Genomic DNA, 16,315 nt, shown 5'->3' on the forward strand with positions numbered 1-16,315 from the left:
ATTGCGCACGCCGGCGGCGTTTAAGAGGACGGATCAGTCGTCAGGCCGTCGTGTTCTTCCTTTGAACTACCGCACCGGGCAAGAGGTGCAGGCGAGAGTCGAACTCGCATCCGACGGCGCTCGTCCGTCCCCGGTCGATCCGGCGATCGGCGGCGATGCTGAGACTGGAGCGAGAGTCTGAGATTGACACGGCCCGTTCAGCGGGCCGTCTTCAGGCTGGACTTCAGTGTCAGCTTGCGCTCCTCACGCGAACCGGTCCTCAATCCGGCCCGCGCCTGTCGCGCACCCCCGCGCTCGCACGCGGGGGCGATCGTGGAGGCCACCGTGACCGGCGTCAGCCGAACAGGTAGCCGAACACCGCGTCACCGACCCGCTGATCGGTGACCTCGGCAGCGTTGGCCTCCTCACGGGCGAACTTGACCGCCTGCTGGAGCTTCTCGACCCGCTCGACGAGCTCGTTGACCCGCCGCGCGGGGAGCGCCCCGGAGAACTTCACGGTCGTCCAGTACCCGATCGGCACGTCCTCGTAGTACACCTCGACCTGTGCCGGGTGCTTTTCGGTCGCCTCGGCCTTGACGTGGTTGCGCGGCACCTTCTTGGTACGGATGGTGCGCACGGGCTCGGTCTTCCACCAGTCCGTGGACGGGTCGAGCGCCCACGCCTCGGCGGCGTCGAGCACGGGGAGCTTCTTGACGAAGGCGTGCAGGTCGGCGAGCTGCTTCTCCAGGAACAGCAGGTGACTCACCGGCACGTCGGCGAGTACCGTCCGCCCGTCCACGGTGACGTCCGCCCGCGCGGTGCAGTTCGCCCAGTCCTTGGTGGCGGTGACGTCGAACAGCCGCGTCAGCGAGCCGGCCATCTCCCGCAGCACGTCCTCGGCCTGCACCTGCACCCGCGTCGACTCGGGCGGCAGCTGCTCGCCCTCCTCGTCCTTGGGCTGGTAGGTGCGCGAGATCCCGGACAGCAGCGCGGGCTTCTGCACCTTGTGGTGAGCGGCGGTGATGTCCTGGAGCGACCTGCCCTTGACACCCTTCTCGACGGCAATGATCTGATTCAGCTTCGCCACGTTGTCCCCCTCTTCGAACAGCAGGAAGACTGTCACGGGGCGGGGGACGACCGCACACGGTTTTCCGCGCGGGCCAGGACGGCAGGGGGCCCGTGTCACCCCCGATCAGGTCGCGGCCGCCGTGAGGACGCGGGCGAGTTGCTGGCGGGAGTGGACGCCCGCCTTCTGCATGGCGCGGGCGACGTGCTGCTCGACGGTGCGCGGTGACAGGTGCAGGGTGGTGGCGATCTCCCGGTTCGACATGCCGGCGGCCGCGAGTTCCGCCACCTCCGTCTCCCGGGGGGAGAGCACCGCACCGTAGCTCGGGCGTCCGCGCGGCCTGCGTTCCCCGGCCGGCTGGTGACCACGCAGGTCGGCGCGGGTCCGGGCGGCGTCCCAGGTCGCTCCGAGCGCGTCGAAGGTCTCGGTGCAGGACCGGAGTGCGTCCACGGCGGGGCCGCTGTCCCCCTCGAGACGAAGGCGGCAGCGCGCGGCGGCCTCGGTCGTGAGGGCCGCGTGGTAGAGCCGGGGCAGCGTGGCGTGGGCGGCGGTGCTCTGTTCGAAGAGGTCGATGGCCTCCGCCGTGCTGCCCGTGTGTTCGGCGAGGAGTCCCCGGGTCCAGGGCAACGCGGCGTTGGCGGACGGCGCGTCGGTGCCGCGCAGTCCGGCCGCGTACTCGTCGACCATGGCGTGAGCCGTGGACACGTCCCCCGCCCGCAGCATCGCCTCCACCGCCCACGGTGCCAGTTCCGCCCCCCAGGCCCAATTGCCCTTGGCACGCAGCCGCTTCCACGCCGCTGCGGCCTCGGCGGCAGCGGCGGCGACGTCGTCGTGGGCGAGGGCGAGCCGTATCAGGGCGCCGGAGACCGTCGCGGAGATCGGCACGGGACCGGTGTCGAGGTCGGCCGCGTCGGGGCCGCTCAGCCAGTCGACGGCGCCGGCCCACTCACCACGCGACAGGGCCAGCAGGCCGAGGACCATCCGCGCGTCGGAGACGAGATAGGGCATCGTGCCCGCCTCGTCCACGAAGGCCTGCGCCCGCTCGGTGAGACCGGTCCAGTCGCCGGTGGCCCAGTCCAGGACGAGTTCGCAGCCCCGGCCGGTCCACTCGGCGTAGGCCGCGCCGCTGCGCACGGCCAGGTCGACTCCCTCGGCGAGCAGCACACGCGTCTTCTCGTAGTGGCCGAGCCACACCGCGCCGTCCGCCGCGTTGCACAGCCCCCGGGCGGCCTGCTGCCGGCAGCCGACGAGCTCGCTGTCCCGGGGAAGGCGGTCGACGAGGTCCCAGGCGGCGGGGTCACCGGTGTTGAGCAGGACGCTCACCTGGTTGGCGGCGACCGCGGCCTGGACGACGGCGTCACCGGACTCCTCGGCGACCCGCACGGCGCGCTCGATCCAGATGATGTTGTCGGACAGCGACGCATCCGGCCCGTACGGCATGGCGAGCGCCGACATCGCACGGGCCAGGGGCACCGGCCGCTCGGTGAGCTCGTCCACGGCACGCCTGAGCTCGTCCCGCCCCTCGATCACCAGTCCCATCTGGTTGCACAGCAAGAGGCCGAGGTCGAGTCGGATCTCGCCGCGCACGGCATCCGGGAGGCTGGGGTCGGCCACGATGGTGCGCAGCACTCTCACGGTCTCGTCCGAGCGCAGGCCCACCACGGCGCAGCGGGCGAGCAGCGAGGCGAGCCGGGGGCGGGCCTGTCCCGGTACCCGGCCGGTCGCCAGCGCCGACTCCAGTGGAGCCACGGCGCGCTGCTGTTCTCCGGCGGCCTCGTACTGCAGCGCGGCCCGTTCGACGGCGTGCAGCCACCCGCGGTCGTCGCCGCAGGCACGACGGTGGTCGGCGACGCGCTCCCAGGGGACGGGCTGGCGTCGGGCGAGCAGGTGGGCGGCACGTCGGTGCAGTTCCTCGCGGACCGGGCCGGGTGCCGACCGGCGGACAGAGGCGGCGGCAAGCGGTGAGGCGAAGCCGTAGCGGCCGTCGCCCCGCTCCTCGACGGCGCTGACGCCCAGCGCCGCGACGAGGGCCTCCCGAGCGGCTCGCCCGTCGAGTCCCGCCACGGCGGCCAGGTCCCGTGAGGTGGCCGGCTCGTCCAGAACGGCGGCGGCGAACACGATCGGGCGCTGCTGTTCGGGAACGGCAGCGGTGCGCCGCAGGGTCAGGGACTCGAGCCGGGGCGGGACGCCGAGTCGACCCGGGTCGGGCACGGAGGTCAGCCCGCCGGGGTCCTGGCCGGCGACGAGGAGGTCGAGCAGGTCGACCACGGTCTGGGCGATGCCTCCGGAGGCGTGGTGCAGGGCCTCGGCCAGACCTGGCGGGCAGCAGCCTTCGCCCAGCGCGTCGGCGGCCATCCTCCCGACGGCGGCGACGTCCAGTGGGCCGAGCGTGTGCCGCACCACGGTGAGGCCGGCCGGGAAATCGGTTCCGGGACCGAGGACCAGCCCCGGTGTCGGCAGTTCCTCCGGGCGGTAGCTGAGGACACAGGCGAAGAAGCGGGGTGGCCCGGCCAGCAGTTCCAGCAGGGCGTCGATGTCCGCCGCCTTCGAGCGGTGCACGTCCTCACAGACCAGCAGGACCGGCCCGGTGTCCGGCAGCGGTCCGTCGGCGGGGGTTCGACGGGGCGTGCCGGGGAAGGCGGCGGTGAGCCGGTCGACCAGACGGCTCTTGCCCACGCCGGCCACGCCCTCGACCAGCAGCAGCACGGGCCCGCCCGGCTCGTCCCGGGACAGCGCGGACGCGAGCCGCTGCCGCAGCACGTCCTCGTGTTCTTCCGCCGTTCGAGCTGTGCCTGACATGGTCGCCATCCGTTTTCAGGAGCGTCACCCGATTGTTTGCGTATCCGTACTCAGTCTGCCCTGATTGCCGCGCGTCGCGGCGGCCGTGCACCGTGGATCGGGGCAAGGCTACGGGACCCGTGCTCAGGACAGGGAGGCCCGCCGCCGATCGGGACGGCCGCGCAGGCAGGAGTCTGGTGTGAAGAACGTGATCTGTCCGAATGTCGCAGAGGCATCTCTCGCCTCGGCGGAGCCGCTGACGGGCGGGGGACGCGGTGACGCAAGAGGCGTCCGCACGAGGCGGACCCTGGCCGCGGCCGTCCTGCCGGCATCGCCCCGGGAGCTCTGCTGCCTGCGCCGGCTGACCCGGGCAGTGGTGAGGAGCAACGGTCTGTCCGCAGCGGTGGAGGAGGCGCTCACCGTGGTCGTCAGCGAACTGGCGGCCAATGTCGTCCTGCACAGTGGCAGCCCCGACCTCGCGGTGACGCTCCACGCCGACGACAGCGCGCTGACCGTCGAGGTGAGCGACCACGGGCGCTGGCGTCACCGCCCGACGCCGCGCTGTGAGGCGACCGACCTGAACGCCGCCTTCGGCCGCGGGCTCACGCTGGTCGACGCGTACTGCGTCGACAGGTCCGTGCGGTGCTCCGCCCGGGGCACGGTCGTCCAGGCCGTGATCGCCCTGTGAGAGAGCCCGGTGCGGTCGGCCGCCCCGCGACGGGACGCGCCACCGGCCGTTGAACGACGGCCGCGACACCGCTCGCGGCGGTCGGCTGCCGGTCGGGCCCGGATCGGCTGCGCACGATCGGCTGCGCGCGGGGCCCTGCTCCCGTTCCGCGTGTCCCGCAAGGTCCCACGTGTCCCGGGTGTCCCACATGTCCCGCGGGTCCCGGTGTCCCGCGGTCCCCCGCGTGCCGGTGAACACCGTCCCCCCCAGCCCCGTACTCATCAGGTCGGTGGTGAACGGCCCGATGCGGAGGCAGCGGTGGGCAGTCCGGTCCTGAGCTGGTCGATGGTGGCGGTGTCCGTACTCGTGGCCATGGTGAGTGCGGCCCGGACGGCGGCGGCCGTCGGGAGAGAGGCCCGGTTCGCCGCGGGAGGCGACCTGGTGATGGCCGGAGGCATGGCCGCGATGTTCCTGCCCGCGACGTCCGCGAGCTTCGGGGACCACGTCGTCTGGTGGGTGACGCTGTTCGCCGCCGTCGGTGTCGGCGGCGTCGCGCTGTCGGTGCGCTCCGCGCGACGGGACGGCTGGCGTCGGGGCCGCCACTGGGCGCACCACGTCCTCGGCAGCGCGGCCATGGTGATCATGACACTCGCGATGCCCGGCACCACCTCGGGTCCGGTACTCGCGCTGGGCTCCGGACACGGTCACGCTCATGGAGCGGCGAGCGCGGAGGACACGTCGGGCGCGACAGGCGCGGGAGGCGGGACGGCGGGGACGGACCACTCCACGGCCGGGACGGACCACTCCACGGCCGGCATGGACCACTCCGCCGGAGGGACGGGTCACTCCATGGCCGGCAAGGACCACTCCGCCGGAGGGGCGGGTCACGCGGGGACGAGCGGGCACGACATGGCCTCCGTCGGCGCCCAGGCGGCGGTGTCCTCCGGCGCGGCGTCCGTCTGGCGTCTGGTGCTCGCCGGTCTGGCGGTGTACTTCGCGCTCTCCATGGTCGCCGCCCTGCGGACGCGGTTCCGCACCGCCGACCGCACCCCCGCGGCAGCGGGCCGGCGCAGCGGCCGGACCCGCTGGGTCCACCACCTCCTGGCCCTGCCCGACGCGGTGGTCGTGTTCCTGGCGTCACTGGCCGTCTCCGCGTGGGACAGGACCCGGCCGGGCGGCGAACGGCGCCGGGCCCACGCCGCAGCGGGCAGCCGGCGTCGTCCGCCGGGCACGTCACCGGGTGCGGCACTGCTGGCACACGTCGGCATGGGCAGCACCATGTCCGTGATGCTGGTGATGATGGCCGCCTGACCCACGGCATGACGTCCCTGGGTCGAGCAGCGGGCCGCGGTCCGAGTCCGCGGTCCGAGGCCGCAGTCCGAGTCCGCGTTCGAGGACGTCAGAGGTGCGAACCCGGTGGAGCCGGTGGACCCGTTGGCAGTACGAGGGTGAAGGTCGCGCCCCGTCCTCGTCCCGGCGACGACGCGGTGACGTCTCCACCGTGCCCCCGCGCGATTCCCCGGGCGATCGTGAGGCCCACCCCCGAGCCGGAGGAGCGGCGGAGCTGGTCGGGCGCACGGTAGAAGCGTTCGAAGACGCGCTCGATGTCCTCCTGCGCGAGACCCACACCGGTGTCGGTCACGGCGACCTCGGCGTGGCCGCCGGAGCGGCGGGCGGTGATCGTGACGGTGCCCCCGGCGGGGGTGGCCAGCAGGGCGTTTCCCAGCAGGTTGGTCAGGACCTGGGTGATCCGGTCCGGATCGGCGTGCACCGTGACGGCCGTATCGGCGTCGACGGCCAGCGTGACGTGCGCGTCGTCGAACTGGGGTGCAAGTCGTACGGCGGCCTGCCGCGCCAGGTCCGCCAGGTCGGCGGCGACCGGATGCAGGTCGAGACGCTGCTCCTCGGCGCGGGAGAGGCCGGACAGGTCGTCGGCGAGCCGGTGCAGCCGGCGCAGTTCCTCACTGAGCGATGCCAGTGTGCCGGGACTCGCGGTGAACACACCGTCGATGAGTCCCTCGACGTAGCCGTCCAGGGCGGTCAGCGGGGTGCGCATCTCGTGGGCGACGTCGCCGAGCAGCTGGGTGCGCCGCGCCTCGGTGTCGGCGAGGGCGTGCCCGAGGGTGTTGACGTCGCTCGCCAGCGCGGCCAGTTCCGGTTCGGAGGGAAGCGGGACGTCGACCCCGTAGCGTCCGGTGGCGATCCGCCGGGTCGCGGTGCGCACGGCGTCGAGCGGGCGCAGCAGGCGGCGGGTGACGAACGCCGCGAGGATCCCGGCGGCAGCCGCACCGGCCAGGCCGCCCACGAGAAGGGCCGTGTTGACCGCGGTCCGGAAGGCGTCGTGCACCTGTGCGCCGGTCCTCGGGCCACTGCCGGGCATGTCGCCGTGCATCATCCCCATGCGCTGGTCGAACAGGTGCGGGGCGAGCAGCCGGACCGTCACGTAGGCGACGACGGCGCCGACCACGGCGACGGCGGTGTGCGAGGCGAACAACCGCAGGGACAGGCGCGCCTTCATCGGGGCCGGCCCACGAACTTGTAGCCGACGCCGCGCACCGTGGCGATCAGGTGCGGATCGCCGGCGTCGTCACCCAGCCGTGCGCGCAGGCTGCGGATGTGGACGTCCACGACGCGCTCGTCGCCGTAGAAGTCGTATCCCCATACCCGCTGCAGCAGCTGGGCCCGGGAGAACACCCGGCCTGGCGCGTCGGCCAGCGCGGCGAGCAGGTCGAACTCCAGGCTCGACAGCGGCACCGGGTTCCCTGCCACCGTCACCTCGCGTCCGGCCGGGTCGATGGTCAGGCCGTCGAAGCGCAGCGGGACGTCCCGGTCGGCCCGCGCTCCCCGCCCGCGGCGCAGCACCGCCTTCACCCGGGCCGTGACCTCACGGGGGCTGAACGGCTTGGTCACGTAGTCGTCCGCGCCCACGCCGAGCCCGACGAGCTTGTCGACCTCCTCCGTCCTGGCCGTGACGAGGATGACGTACGTGTCGCTGAAGCCGCGCAGCCGCCGGAGCACCTCCAGTCCGTCGATCCCCGGCAGCATCACGTCCAGCAACACCAGGTCGGGGGACTCGCCGCGGACCGCGGCGAGCGCGGCCTCTCCGTCGGCGGCCTCCGTCACCCCGAAGCCGTCGGCCTCCAGATAGCCGCGCAGGACCTTCCGGATATGGGGCTCGTCGTCGACCACCAGCACCCGCTGCACAGGCTCCACCCCTTCAGACGACACCTCGGCCAGTCAGCACCGTACGTGCGGGCCACCGGCCCGTGTCCCACGCCCCGCCCGAGTCGGCGGGCACTCGGCCCTGTCGCCTCCCTGCCGGGCGCCCGCCGCGGGGTCACTTACCGTCCGTCCGCGGGGTCACATACCGTCCGTCCGCATGCTCATCGGGCCGTGGCCTCCACCGTGCCCGTGGGTGGTGTTCACCATCACGTCGATGTGGCGCTCCGCCTGCGCGAGCATCTTCCTCTTCTCGTCGGCGGTCAGCGAGGCATTGTCGTCGAGACGGGCCTCCAGCGCCGCGATCATCGCGTCCTTGAGCCCGGACACCGACTTGCCGCGCTCCTCGGCGATGTCCGCGAGGGACGTGCCGGCATGCAGCCGCGTCTGCAGCTCGGTCCGGCTCAGGCCCAGGTACTTCGCCGCGGCGTCGATGGGCATGTCGTCATGGACCCCCATGCCGCCGTGCCCGCCCCCGTGCATACCACTGTGCATGCCCCCGTGCATGCCACCGCACGCCGGGCCCGGCGAGGCGGACGCCGCGGTCGGCACGGGTGGCGGGCCCGCCGTACCGGCGGACGCCTGCGCGAGGCCGACACCGCCGGCGAGCGCTCCGGCCACTCCGAGCGCCACGAGCCCCCGCGTTGCTCCCTTTCGGCTCACCTTCATCGTTCTCGACCCCCTGAGTCGTGTAACGGCACGTCCTGAGCGGGTACACCGATCGGCTCGGCCTCGCCATCCGAAGCCGGTACCGCCCCGATGTCCCTTGCTGTCCTTGGTCACCAGCATCGGCGCGGGGTGTGAAGCAACGACCGGCTCCTGTATGAAGCGTCCGTGAAGCCCCTGCCCGAACGGGGGGATCGACGTCCCGCCACGCCTGCCGTGGTCAAGGGGGTGGTGAGAGGCCTTCGACGCATGCGATGTTCGATGATCGCCACGGTCCTCACGGAAGAGAAAGGCTGCTCTGCCGCAGACTCGGGCGCAGGCCGAGCCGCCGTTGCCGCCGCGAGACGCCCCTGCACACTCGACCGTTTATGCCATGCAATGATCCCGAACGACATGTTGAGCATGGACCGCCCAGGCAGGTAGCCGTCCCCGGGTCGGGATCTTGTTGAGCAACCCGTACCGCACCCCGCCGCTGACCGACACAGCCGGGTTCCCCGTGTTGGCTCATCTCTTCCCCTGACCGCTCAAACCGTGATTCCGACCATGGTTGTCGCTGCGAGGACGTGCTGGCATTCGAACTGATGTCTCACAGGGAGGACACAGGTTGATACCCCCCACCAGAAAAAGGCGGCGCATAGCCCTCGGCGCGATCCTCGCGATCGTGCTCGGAAGCGGAACCACCGCCACCAGCCACGCGGCCGGCTCCGACAGCCCGCCGCCGGTCCACGGTTCAGGCGCCCGCACAGCAGTTGCAGCCGCCGCGCCGAACACACCCAACGCACCGGAGGCAGGCCCGCCGTTCACGAAGACGGACGGCGTGTGGCAGGTCAACACCACCACGCCGACGTTACGCAACACGGTCACTGCCACCAGCGGCCACAAGACCACCTCGACCTTCGAGGTACACACCACCGATGCCAACGGCAAGCCCACCGCCACGGTCGTCAAGCTGACCGACGACAACGAATGGGGCGTTCTCGTCTCCGGTGAGGTGGACGCGGGCAAACCGGCCTCGGTGAAGGTTCCCGCGGGCAAGCTCAAGAACGGTGTCACATACGCCGTCCGCTCCTCGGGATACGACGCCACCAGCAAGGTGTACGAGGACGACTGGTCCCCATACTCCACGTTCAAGATCAACGTTCCACCGGCCGACAAGCCGTACGTCACCTTCCCTGCAGCGCAGGCCACGTCCAGCATCGACTCAATCGCGCAGACTCCGATCGAGTTCGGGCGCACCGATCCCGGCCCGATCACGGGAGCGCGAAGCAAGGACGACGGCCAGCAATGCTCCGAGCCGGACTCCGAGGGCCGCAAGGTCTGCATAGAGATCAGCCGTGATGCGCCGACCCGTGAAGACGCAGCGGTTGCCAAGCGGGAGGCGGGGGAGGCTCTCCGCGCCGCCGATCTTGTCGCGTGGTGCGCCTCGAAGCCGGACGGCAAGGACTTCATGAACCGGACCGAGGCGTGCCTGAAGAACGTCGGCTACGCCACTCTGATCTTCGTCGATGCCGACGATCTGCCGAGGTTCGGCACCGCCACCTTTGCGCTGTACCAGCAGATCAAGCTGTACAACAAGCAGTCGGACACCGGCACGAACCGGGCGGAGTTCGACCAGCAGCTCACCGTGGTCCCGACACAGATTGACGCCGCAACCGAGGGTGTTCACCTCACCTGGGTGCCGTCCGACAACTGCGACGACTGCACCCGCTCGCAGGTTCAGTGGTCGAGCAACGACGGCCTCAACCACACGCCCCACTGGGCAGTCGGCGAAGTCGGCTCCCAGTACGCCATGACGGCCAAGGTGCAGACGATCTGGAACGGCACCGGCAAGGAGCAGTTCGACCTCGGCTGGCTCCTGCGCGGTTCCGTCGACGCCGGAAACGCGCACGCCGAGACGAGCCTCGGCAGCAGCGGTGACGTCCGCGTCAGGGAACTCGCTCCGCGCTGTGACGACATCGCCGGGGGCACCATCAAGACCGGCTGTGTCTTCCCGTTCTTCAAGCCCACCTGGACGGTCGACACCAACCTGTACCCGGCAGCCGGCGCCTACTACTGGCTGATACAGGAGAAACTTCCCTCCCACCCGGGCAGCCGGAAGTGGGACTCTCTCGTCACCTACCTCGGCCCCGGCAACAACGCCGACCCGAACGGCGGCGACTGGACCGGCGCCAAGAGCCGCGGAAAGATCTGCCCGAGTAGCTGGACTCCGAACAGCGCCACCCCCGGCGGATCGTGCGACGAGTACGCGCCCGCGAGTACGTACGAGAGCGGCGGCATGCCGGGCGGCCTGAACCAGGTCAACTCCGGCAACGAGTGCGCACAGCTCTACACCAAGCCGATGACCGGCGGAACATGGGGCCTGCTCGCTGAGAATCGCAATGGCTACACCGGCCCTAAGTGGAACGAGAAGTGCGGTCGCGCCTCGGTGCCTCAGGACCAGAACGAGGGCGCGTTCCGCGACCTCGGCATCAAGTTCGTCCCGCAGATGCGGCTGCTCGACAAGGACGGGTTCTTCATCAGCAATCCCGGCTTCGAGCACTGCAAGAACGCCGACACGGTCTGTGCGTGGAAGAAGGTCGGCTGACCGACCGTTGACTGACCGATCCGGTGGCCGGAGCACCCCGCGGTGTTCCGGCCACCGCGCTAAGCGAAGCGTTCCCAGTCCGCATCCGACGGATACACAGGCCCGTCCCACACCAAGGCCTGTTCGACGAGTCCGGGCACAGACGTGTCCTGGCGTCCGTCCGCGTACTCCACACCACGGTTCTCGTGCAGGGCATCGGCGACTTCGATGAGGTAGTCGGCGAACGACGGCCACACCCCTAGCTCAGGGACACCGGCCTCTTCGAACGTGCCGATCCGTCCGTAGCCGGGCCCCGGGGTGCAGTCGGTGAACAGCCCGTAGAGCCCGCTGCGGTCGGTCGCGGCGAAGGCGAGGTAGCGCAGCGCGGGGTCGGTCGGCCTGCCGATGGTGTGAGGGCCTTCGTCCCAGCTCGGCAGATGCTGCACCGGGGGGATCGCGTGCTTCATCGGCAGCAGCCACGCTGTCCCCTGGCCCTGAGGCGCGAGCCCGGTCTCGGGTTCGGGCGTCCAACCGAAGTCAGCGGGATGACCGGTGCCGTTGCGGAGGCGGTAGAAGGCCTTGAGGTCTGGTGGGATCGTGAGGTCGAGTTCCTGCTCAACCGCACGGATGTCGGCCTCTGGGGCAGGTGGAGGGAGCATCCGGTGGGAGCGTGGAGCGTTCTTCCTCAGCCACTCCTCGATCCTCGCCCAGGCGCCCGCCACGGCCTGCTCCTGCTGTTGGTCGTCGGTCATGGCCGCGACCCTACGGGTCTCCAGCGCGCACAACTGTGGCCGGCGCCACGCAGTGCGTCGGACGTCGCGAGGGCACCCCGATCAGCGCCTGCATCCGGACAACGCCGGCTCCAGAAACCTCGCAGAACCCTCCCCGGGGTCCGGACACCCCTCCTGAGCCGCCGGAAAAAATGGGCCCCTGGTCCACGTTCTTGTGTTGGTCGACAAGCCGGAAGTACTCCAGCGTGATTTCGGTAAGCACGAAGACACTGATCCTGCGGGACGCGCCGCCGGAGTAGCGTTCCATGGCCCAGCCCAGCATGTCCCGCGTCGCGGCACGGCCGCCGTGACTGCTCCGTCGGACTCAATCCACAACCCGCGCCGTGGAGGCTGAGTGAGGAAGAGTCCGCCGTCGTGGGCCTCGGGCTGGCGGTAAACGACGCGAAGTTGAAGCCTTGGGTGCCGCGCAGCGTGTCCTGGTTGCGCAAATGCGCTCTCCCGGAACAGCCGCTGTTGCACCCCTCAGTGGTGCCGCTCTCCCCCTCACACCTGAGGCACGGACAGCGCTCCCGGCGTGCTACGGCCCTCGCGCTGCGTCCGCCGCTCTCGCTGCCCGAACGGAGTGACGCCCCGCGGCTTGTACACCGCAAGGATCATGGCGAGCAGCAGCACGACCAGCGCAAGTACGGAGTGCAGCACAGGTGAGAAGTTGCGCACCGAGGACAGCTCGGCATCCGGGTCGGCTGCCATGTGCGCCATCGACCTGAAGGTCTCCATGTAGATCAGCAGTACGACGGTGGCAACCGCGTTGATCAGAAGTTTGAACAGCACCCAGTAGTGCCGGAAGAGGCCCCAGGGCGTACCCAGCGACTGGACGATGCCGGTGAGCAGCGCGGCGAAGGACAGGGGGACAAGGGCGTACCAGGCGGCCGGCTCCATCACGAGGTACACCCCGCGTACCGTCGCCGGGTCCTGGCTGGTCAGGCCGATCACGGACAGGGCGAGAAAGGCAAGGACCGCGCCAAGCCAGCCGACCGAGGACGTGACGTGCACGATGAGAGCCACCTTGCGCAGGCGAGGCGGCATCGTCATCCGGTGCCCCCTGCGGCCGGTCCGGCGGATGCAGTGACGCCGACGAGCGGCGCCTGCCCGCCGAAGTGACGGCCCGGACCGTGGTTGCCCGGGATCAGCAGCATGACCACGACGAGAAGGACCACGACCAGCGCGACAAGCCCGGACACCTTCACCCAGCGCGGCACTCCCCCACTCGGGCCGCTGACGGAAGCCTCACCGGTCTTGTCGCGAGCGTCCGGCTCCTGGGACGAATCCACCACGAGGGGTTCTCCTTGTCTCGCCCAGGCCTGGGCGGCGTGCCGTGTGGAGGACCCCAGATTTATCGATACACATTGTCGCTGTCAAACCATAGTGCCGCACAGTCGGCATCGCGTACGCTTTCCGCGTGCCGAAGCTGTGGAACGAGACGATCGAGGCGCACCGCCGGGACGTGCGCGACGCCATCCTGGACAGCACCGCCGCCCTGGCGACTGAGAAGGGCCCGCTGTCAGTGACGATGTCGCAGATTGCGGAGAAGGTCGGTATCGGGCGGGCCACGCTGTACAAGTACTTCCCGGACGTCGAAGCGATCCTGCACGCCTGGCACGCGCGCGTGATCGCCGGTCACCTCGCCCAACTGACGGAAGTCCGGGACCGCACCGACGGACCCGGTGCCCGCCTCGAAGCGGTGCTGGAGGCCTACGCCCTCATCACCCACGAATCGCACGGCCACCACGACACGGACCTCGGCGCGTTCCTGCACCAGGACAGTGGCAACCACCTGGCCCACGCGCACCAGCACCTTCACCACATGGTCCAAGAGCTGGTGACAGAGGCAGCTGGGGTAGGAGACGTCAGGGGCGACATCCCGCCGGCCGAGCTCACGCGCTTCTGCCTGAGCGCCCTCGCAGCAGCACGAACCCTGCCGTCCGAGGCCGCCGTGCGGCGCCTGGTCACGGTCACCCTCACCGGTATGCGCCCTCCACAGCACTGAGGCCTCCAGGGGAACTCCCTTCTGGTGAACGCCTCTTGGCTCGACTACGTACTGAAGGCATCCGTAGACGGCAGCCAGAGGACGACGCACGTCGACGTGCTCGCGCATACGGCGCGGGGCGATTGCCGGTCGACGCGGAGGGCACCAATGGGAAGTCCCGCTATGACCTGGACGCTGGCGGCGGTGGCCGCACTCGTGGCCGTCGTGAGCGCAGCCCGACTGGCCGCTGCCGACAGCGGAGAGGCCCGGTTCGCCGCCGGAGGCGACGTCCTCATGGCCGGCGGCATGGCTGCGATGTTTCTGCCCGCGACGGCCGCCAGTTTCGGGGACCACAGCCTGCGGTGGGTGGCGGCGTTCGCCGCCGTGGGCCTCGGTGGCGTGGTCCTGGCCATACGCCACGCTCGGCTGCACGGCTGGCGGCACGGCCGCCGCTGGGCGCATCACATCATCGGCAGTGCCGCCATGGTCATCATGACGCTGGCCATGCCGGGCAGCGACTCCGGGCCGGTCCTGGCTCTGAGCGGGCACTCGATGGCCGGCACGGGGCATGGGCAGGGGCACAAGCACGGATCCGCCGGGACAGTCCACGGCCACGAGATGGCGGGCATGGCCGGGGACGCGGGCAGCACTGGCCACTCCTCGGGGATGACCGCCCACGACATGACGACCGGCGCCGCCCAAAGCGCCGCCGCGGGAGGATCGGCCTCTGCGTGGCGTGTGGTAGTGATCGCATTGGCCGTGTACTTCCTGCTCTCGATCGTCGCGTCCGTATGGGCGCGGCTCGTCGGCACCGACCGGCGGGCGGGTGCGGGCCGCGGTACAGGCAGGGGCCGCTGGGCGCGGCACCTGCTCGCCCTGCCCGACGCGATCGTGGTGTTCGTCGCATCCCTGGCCCTCTCCGTCTGGGACAAGGCCCGCCGGGGAAGGACCAAGCGCCGGACACATGCGGCGGAGGGAAACCGGAGCCGCCGTCGCCCTCCCGGCACGTCACCGGGCGCGGCCCTGTCGGCCCACATCGGCATGGGCGGCACCATGTGCACCATGCTCGTCATGATGGCCGCGTGACCCCCGTCGCCCCCCGGCATGACGGCCGGCGGTGTCGTCCTTCTCCGCCCAGACGGCGCCTGACCGCTGCCAACAACCTCATCTCGGTTTGGGCGCAAGGCATGGCGGCCGCGGCCTCCGCGAGGATGCATGGACGTGCCGACCCACGTGCGCGGTCTTGCCGGCGGGTCTGTGCGACGAGTTGTCCCGCGTCGTGCCCGCCCGTCGGGGCTGCCGATGGCGTACTCGGCAGGGCAAGCCTCTGTACCGCCTCGTTTCGTAACATGAGTGCTGTGACAGCCCATGCACAGCACCACCGCGCGCCATCACCCCCGAGGTGGTGGCCGGCGCTGCTGGTGCTCGGGCTGCTGGCCGGCTTGTTCGGCATGCACAGCCTCGCACCGGGCGGGACAACCGCCGCCACCGGTCATCACTGCGCCCACTCCTCCGCCGCGCATCATACGGACCCGGTGGTTCTGACCGCGGAATCCGTCTGCCATGGCGACGGTGACGGCCGCGGGCACGCGGAGCATGCCGATGCGACGTGTTCCTCCGGTGCCGTGAGCGCAGGCCCGGTCCTTCCCGCGCCGACGCTCGACCTCAGCGGTCCGGCAGCGGAACTGGCGGGCAGCCACTTGTCCATGGCGGCCGAACCGGAGGGTGGTCGCGCGCCTCCATCGCTCGCCGAGTTGCAACTCCTGCGGATATAGGCCGAGGGCCAACCGTATCCGTCGCTGTCGCGGGTAACGCGGCCGGCGGTCGTACGGCCCTTCGCCATGTCCCGCGCACTTCGCGCACGCCCTCTCACACATCGCAGGAGTTCCCGCATGACCAGCACCCGTTCCCTGATCCGCCGCGCCGCGCTCGGCACGGCGGCCGTCACCGCTGCTTTCGTCCTCACCGCCTGTGGCAGCGACGACGGCAGCTCCGACTCCGGCTCCGCGGCCAAGGAGTCGGCCTCAGCGAGCACTGAGGCCACCGCCGAGGCACACAACGACCAGGACGTGTCCTTCGCACAGGGCATGATCCCGCACCACCAGCAGGCCATCCAGATGGCCCAGATGGCCGAGAGCCGCGCGTCCTCCAGCGAGGTCAAGGACCTGGCCGCGCGCATCGAGAAGGCGCAGGATCCGGAGATCAGGACCATGTCCGGGTGGCTGAAGGCGTGGGGGGAGGACGTGCCCTCGTCCATGCCCGGGATGGACCACGGAGATTCCGACGCCTCCGGCATGCCCGGGATGATGGGCACCGAGGACATGGACGAGCTGATGGACGCGTCCGGCAAGGGCTTCGACTCGATGTTCCTGACCATGATGGTCGAGCACCACGAGGGCGCCGTGGACATGGCCACCACCGAGAAGGAGAAGGGCCAGTACGGGCCGGCCAAGAAGATGGCCGACGACATCATCACCGCGCAGAACGCCGAGATCGAGGAGATGAACAAGCTCCTCGGCAAGAGCTGACGACACCCGCATCGGGGGTTGGGGCCTGCATCCGCGCAGCCCAGCCCCTGTGCGGGCACGTCCTGCGCCGATTCCTGAGTCCTGCTCGCCAC

14 protein-coding genes and 1 pseudogene are annotated in these 16,315 nt (G+C 70.8%); 7 read left to right on the plus strand and 8 right to left on the minus strand.

Going from position 1 to position 16,315, the window contains the following annotated elements; translation table 11 throughout:
* Nucleotides 1-334: 334 nt before the first annotated feature.
* Both ACFYOV_RS01950 and ACFYOV_RS01955 read right to left on the minus strand, forming a co-directional pair.
* Nucleotides 335-1,066 carry a hypothetical protein gene (locus tag ACFYOV_RS01950; RefSeq protein ID WP_389081585.1) on the minus strand — a complete coding sequence of 244 codons (732 nt, stop codon included), beginning with the start codon at nt 1,064-1,066 and terminating at the stop codon, nt 335-337.
* Nucleotides 1,067-1,171: 105 nt separating this feature from the next.
* A complete protein-coding gene (locus tag ACFYOV_RS01955) occupies nt 1,172-3,844 on the minus strand; it encodes a LuxR C-terminal-related transcriptional regulator (RefSeq protein ID WP_389081587.1) in 2,673 nt (890 codons plus the stop codon).
* Nucleotides 3,845-4,031: 187 nt separating this feature from the next.
* Here ACFYOV_RS01955 and ACFYOV_RS01960 point away from each other — a divergent pair, with 187 nt between their 5' ends.
* Nucleotides 4,032-4,511, plus strand: coding sequence for an ATP-binding protein (locus ACFYOV_RS01960; protein WP_389082421.1), 480 nt, complete (start codon nt 4,032-4,034; stop codon nt 4,509-4,511).
* Nucleotides 4,512-4,808: 297 nt separating this feature from the next.
* On the plus strand, nt 4,809-5,801 hold the full coding sequence (locus ACFYOV_RS01965) for a DUF5134 domain-containing protein (protein WP_389081589.1): 993 nt from the start codon (nt 4,809-4,811) through the stop codon (nt 5,799-5,801).
* Between the two features lie 88 nt (nt 5,802-5,889).
* Here ACFYOV_RS01965 and ACFYOV_RS01970 read toward each other — a convergent pair whose 3' ends face one another.
* The 3 genes from ACFYOV_RS01970 to ACFYOV_RS01980 all read right to left on the minus strand — a co-directional run bounded on the left by ACFYOV_RS01970 (nt 5,890) and on the right by ACFYOV_RS01980 (nt 8,342).
* Nucleotides 5,890-7,008 (minus strand): sensor histidine kinase, encoded by a 1,119-nt coding sequence (locus ACFYOV_RS01970; protein ID WP_389081592.1) that lies wholly within the window; start codon nt 7,006-7,008, stop codon nt 5,890-5,892.
* Nucleotides 7,005-7,703 (minus strand): response regulator, encoded by a 699-nt coding sequence (locus ACFYOV_RS01975; RefSeq protein WP_389081594.1) that lies wholly within the window; start codon nt 7,701-7,703, stop codon nt 7,005-7,007. The genes ACFYOV_RS01970 and ACFYOV_RS01975 overlap by 4 nt, the downstream gene beginning before the upstream one ends.
* 147 nt (nt 7,704-7,850) lie before the next feature.
* Nucleotides 7,851-8,342 carry a hypothetical protein gene (locus ACFYOV_RS01980; protein WP_389081597.1) on the minus strand — a complete coding sequence of 164 codons (492 nt, stop codon included), beginning with the start codon at nt 8,340-8,342 and terminating at the stop codon, nt 7,851-7,853.
* Nucleotides 8,343-8,979: 637 nt separating this feature from the next.
* Between ACFYOV_RS01980 and ACFYOV_RS01985 the strand changes: the two genes are divergently transcribed.
* A complete protein-coding gene (locus ACFYOV_RS01985) occupies nt 8,980-10,959 on the plus strand; it encodes a hypothetical protein (protein WP_389081599.1) in 1,980 nt (659 codons plus the stop codon).
* 218 nt (nt 10,960-11,177) lie between these two features.
* On the opposite strand, the pseudogene ACFYOV_RS01990 reads toward ACFYOV_RS01985, so the two are convergent.
* The 3 genes and pseudogenes from ACFYOV_RS01990 to ACFYOV_RS02000 all read right to left on the minus strand — a co-directional run.
* A pseudogene (locus ACFYOV_RS01990) lies at nt 11,178-11,690 on the minus strand (SMI1/KNR4 family protein); the annotation flags it as partial.
* A 522-nt stretch (nt 11,691-12,212) separates the two neighbouring features.
* Nucleotides 12,213-12,761 (minus strand): hypothetical protein, encoded by a 549-nt coding sequence (locus ACFYOV_RS01995; RefSeq protein ID WP_389081602.1) that lies wholly within the window; start codon nt 12,759-12,761, stop codon nt 12,213-12,215.
* Nucleotides 12,758-13,003, minus strand: coding sequence for a hypothetical protein (locus ACFYOV_RS02000; RefSeq protein WP_389081604.1), 246 nt, complete (start codon nt 13,001-13,003; stop codon nt 12,758-12,760). The genes ACFYOV_RS01995 and ACFYOV_RS02000 overlap by 4 nt, the downstream gene beginning before the upstream one ends.
* 125 nt (nt 13,004-13,128) lie before the next feature.
* Between ACFYOV_RS02000 and ACFYOV_RS02005 the strand changes: the two genes are divergently transcribed.
* The 4 genes from ACFYOV_RS02005 to ACFYOV_RS02020 all read left to right on the plus strand — a co-directional run bounded on the left by ACFYOV_RS02005 (nt 13,129) and on the right by ACFYOV_RS02020 (nt 16,223).
* The gene (locus ACFYOV_RS02005) at nt 13,129-13,716 is read left to right on the plus strand and encodes a TetR/AcrR family transcriptional regulator (RefSeq protein ID WP_389081607.1); all 588 of its coding nucleotides are present in this window, start codon (nt 13,129-13,131) and stop codon (nt 13,714-13,716) included.
* 147 nt (nt 13,717-13,863) lie between these two features.
* Nucleotides 13,864-14,781 carry a DUF5134 domain-containing protein gene (locus ACFYOV_RS02010; RefSeq protein ID WP_389081609.1) on the plus strand — a complete coding sequence of 306 codons (918 nt, stop codon included), beginning with the start codon at nt 13,864-13,866 and terminating at the stop codon, nt 14,779-14,781.
* 365 nt (nt 14,782-15,146) lie between these two features.
* On the plus strand, nt 15,147-15,470 hold the full coding sequence (locus ACFYOV_RS02015; protein WP_389082423.1) for a DUF6153 family protein: 324 nt from the start codon (nt 15,147-15,149) through the stop codon (nt 15,468-15,470).
* 117 nt (nt 15,471-15,587) lie between these two features.
* Nucleotides 15,588-16,223: a DUF305 domain-containing protein gene (locus ACFYOV_RS02020; protein WP_389081612.1), complete on the plus strand. Its 636-nt coding sequence runs from the start codon at nt 15,588-15,590 to the stop codon at nt 16,221-16,223.
* Nucleotides 16,224-16,315: the final 92 nt, after the last annotated feature.

This window comes from Streptomyces sp. NPDC005931 (assembly GCF_042871235.1).
Taxonomy (GTDB): Bacteria; Actinomycetota; Actinomycetes; order Streptomycetales; family Streptomycetaceae; genus Streptomyces.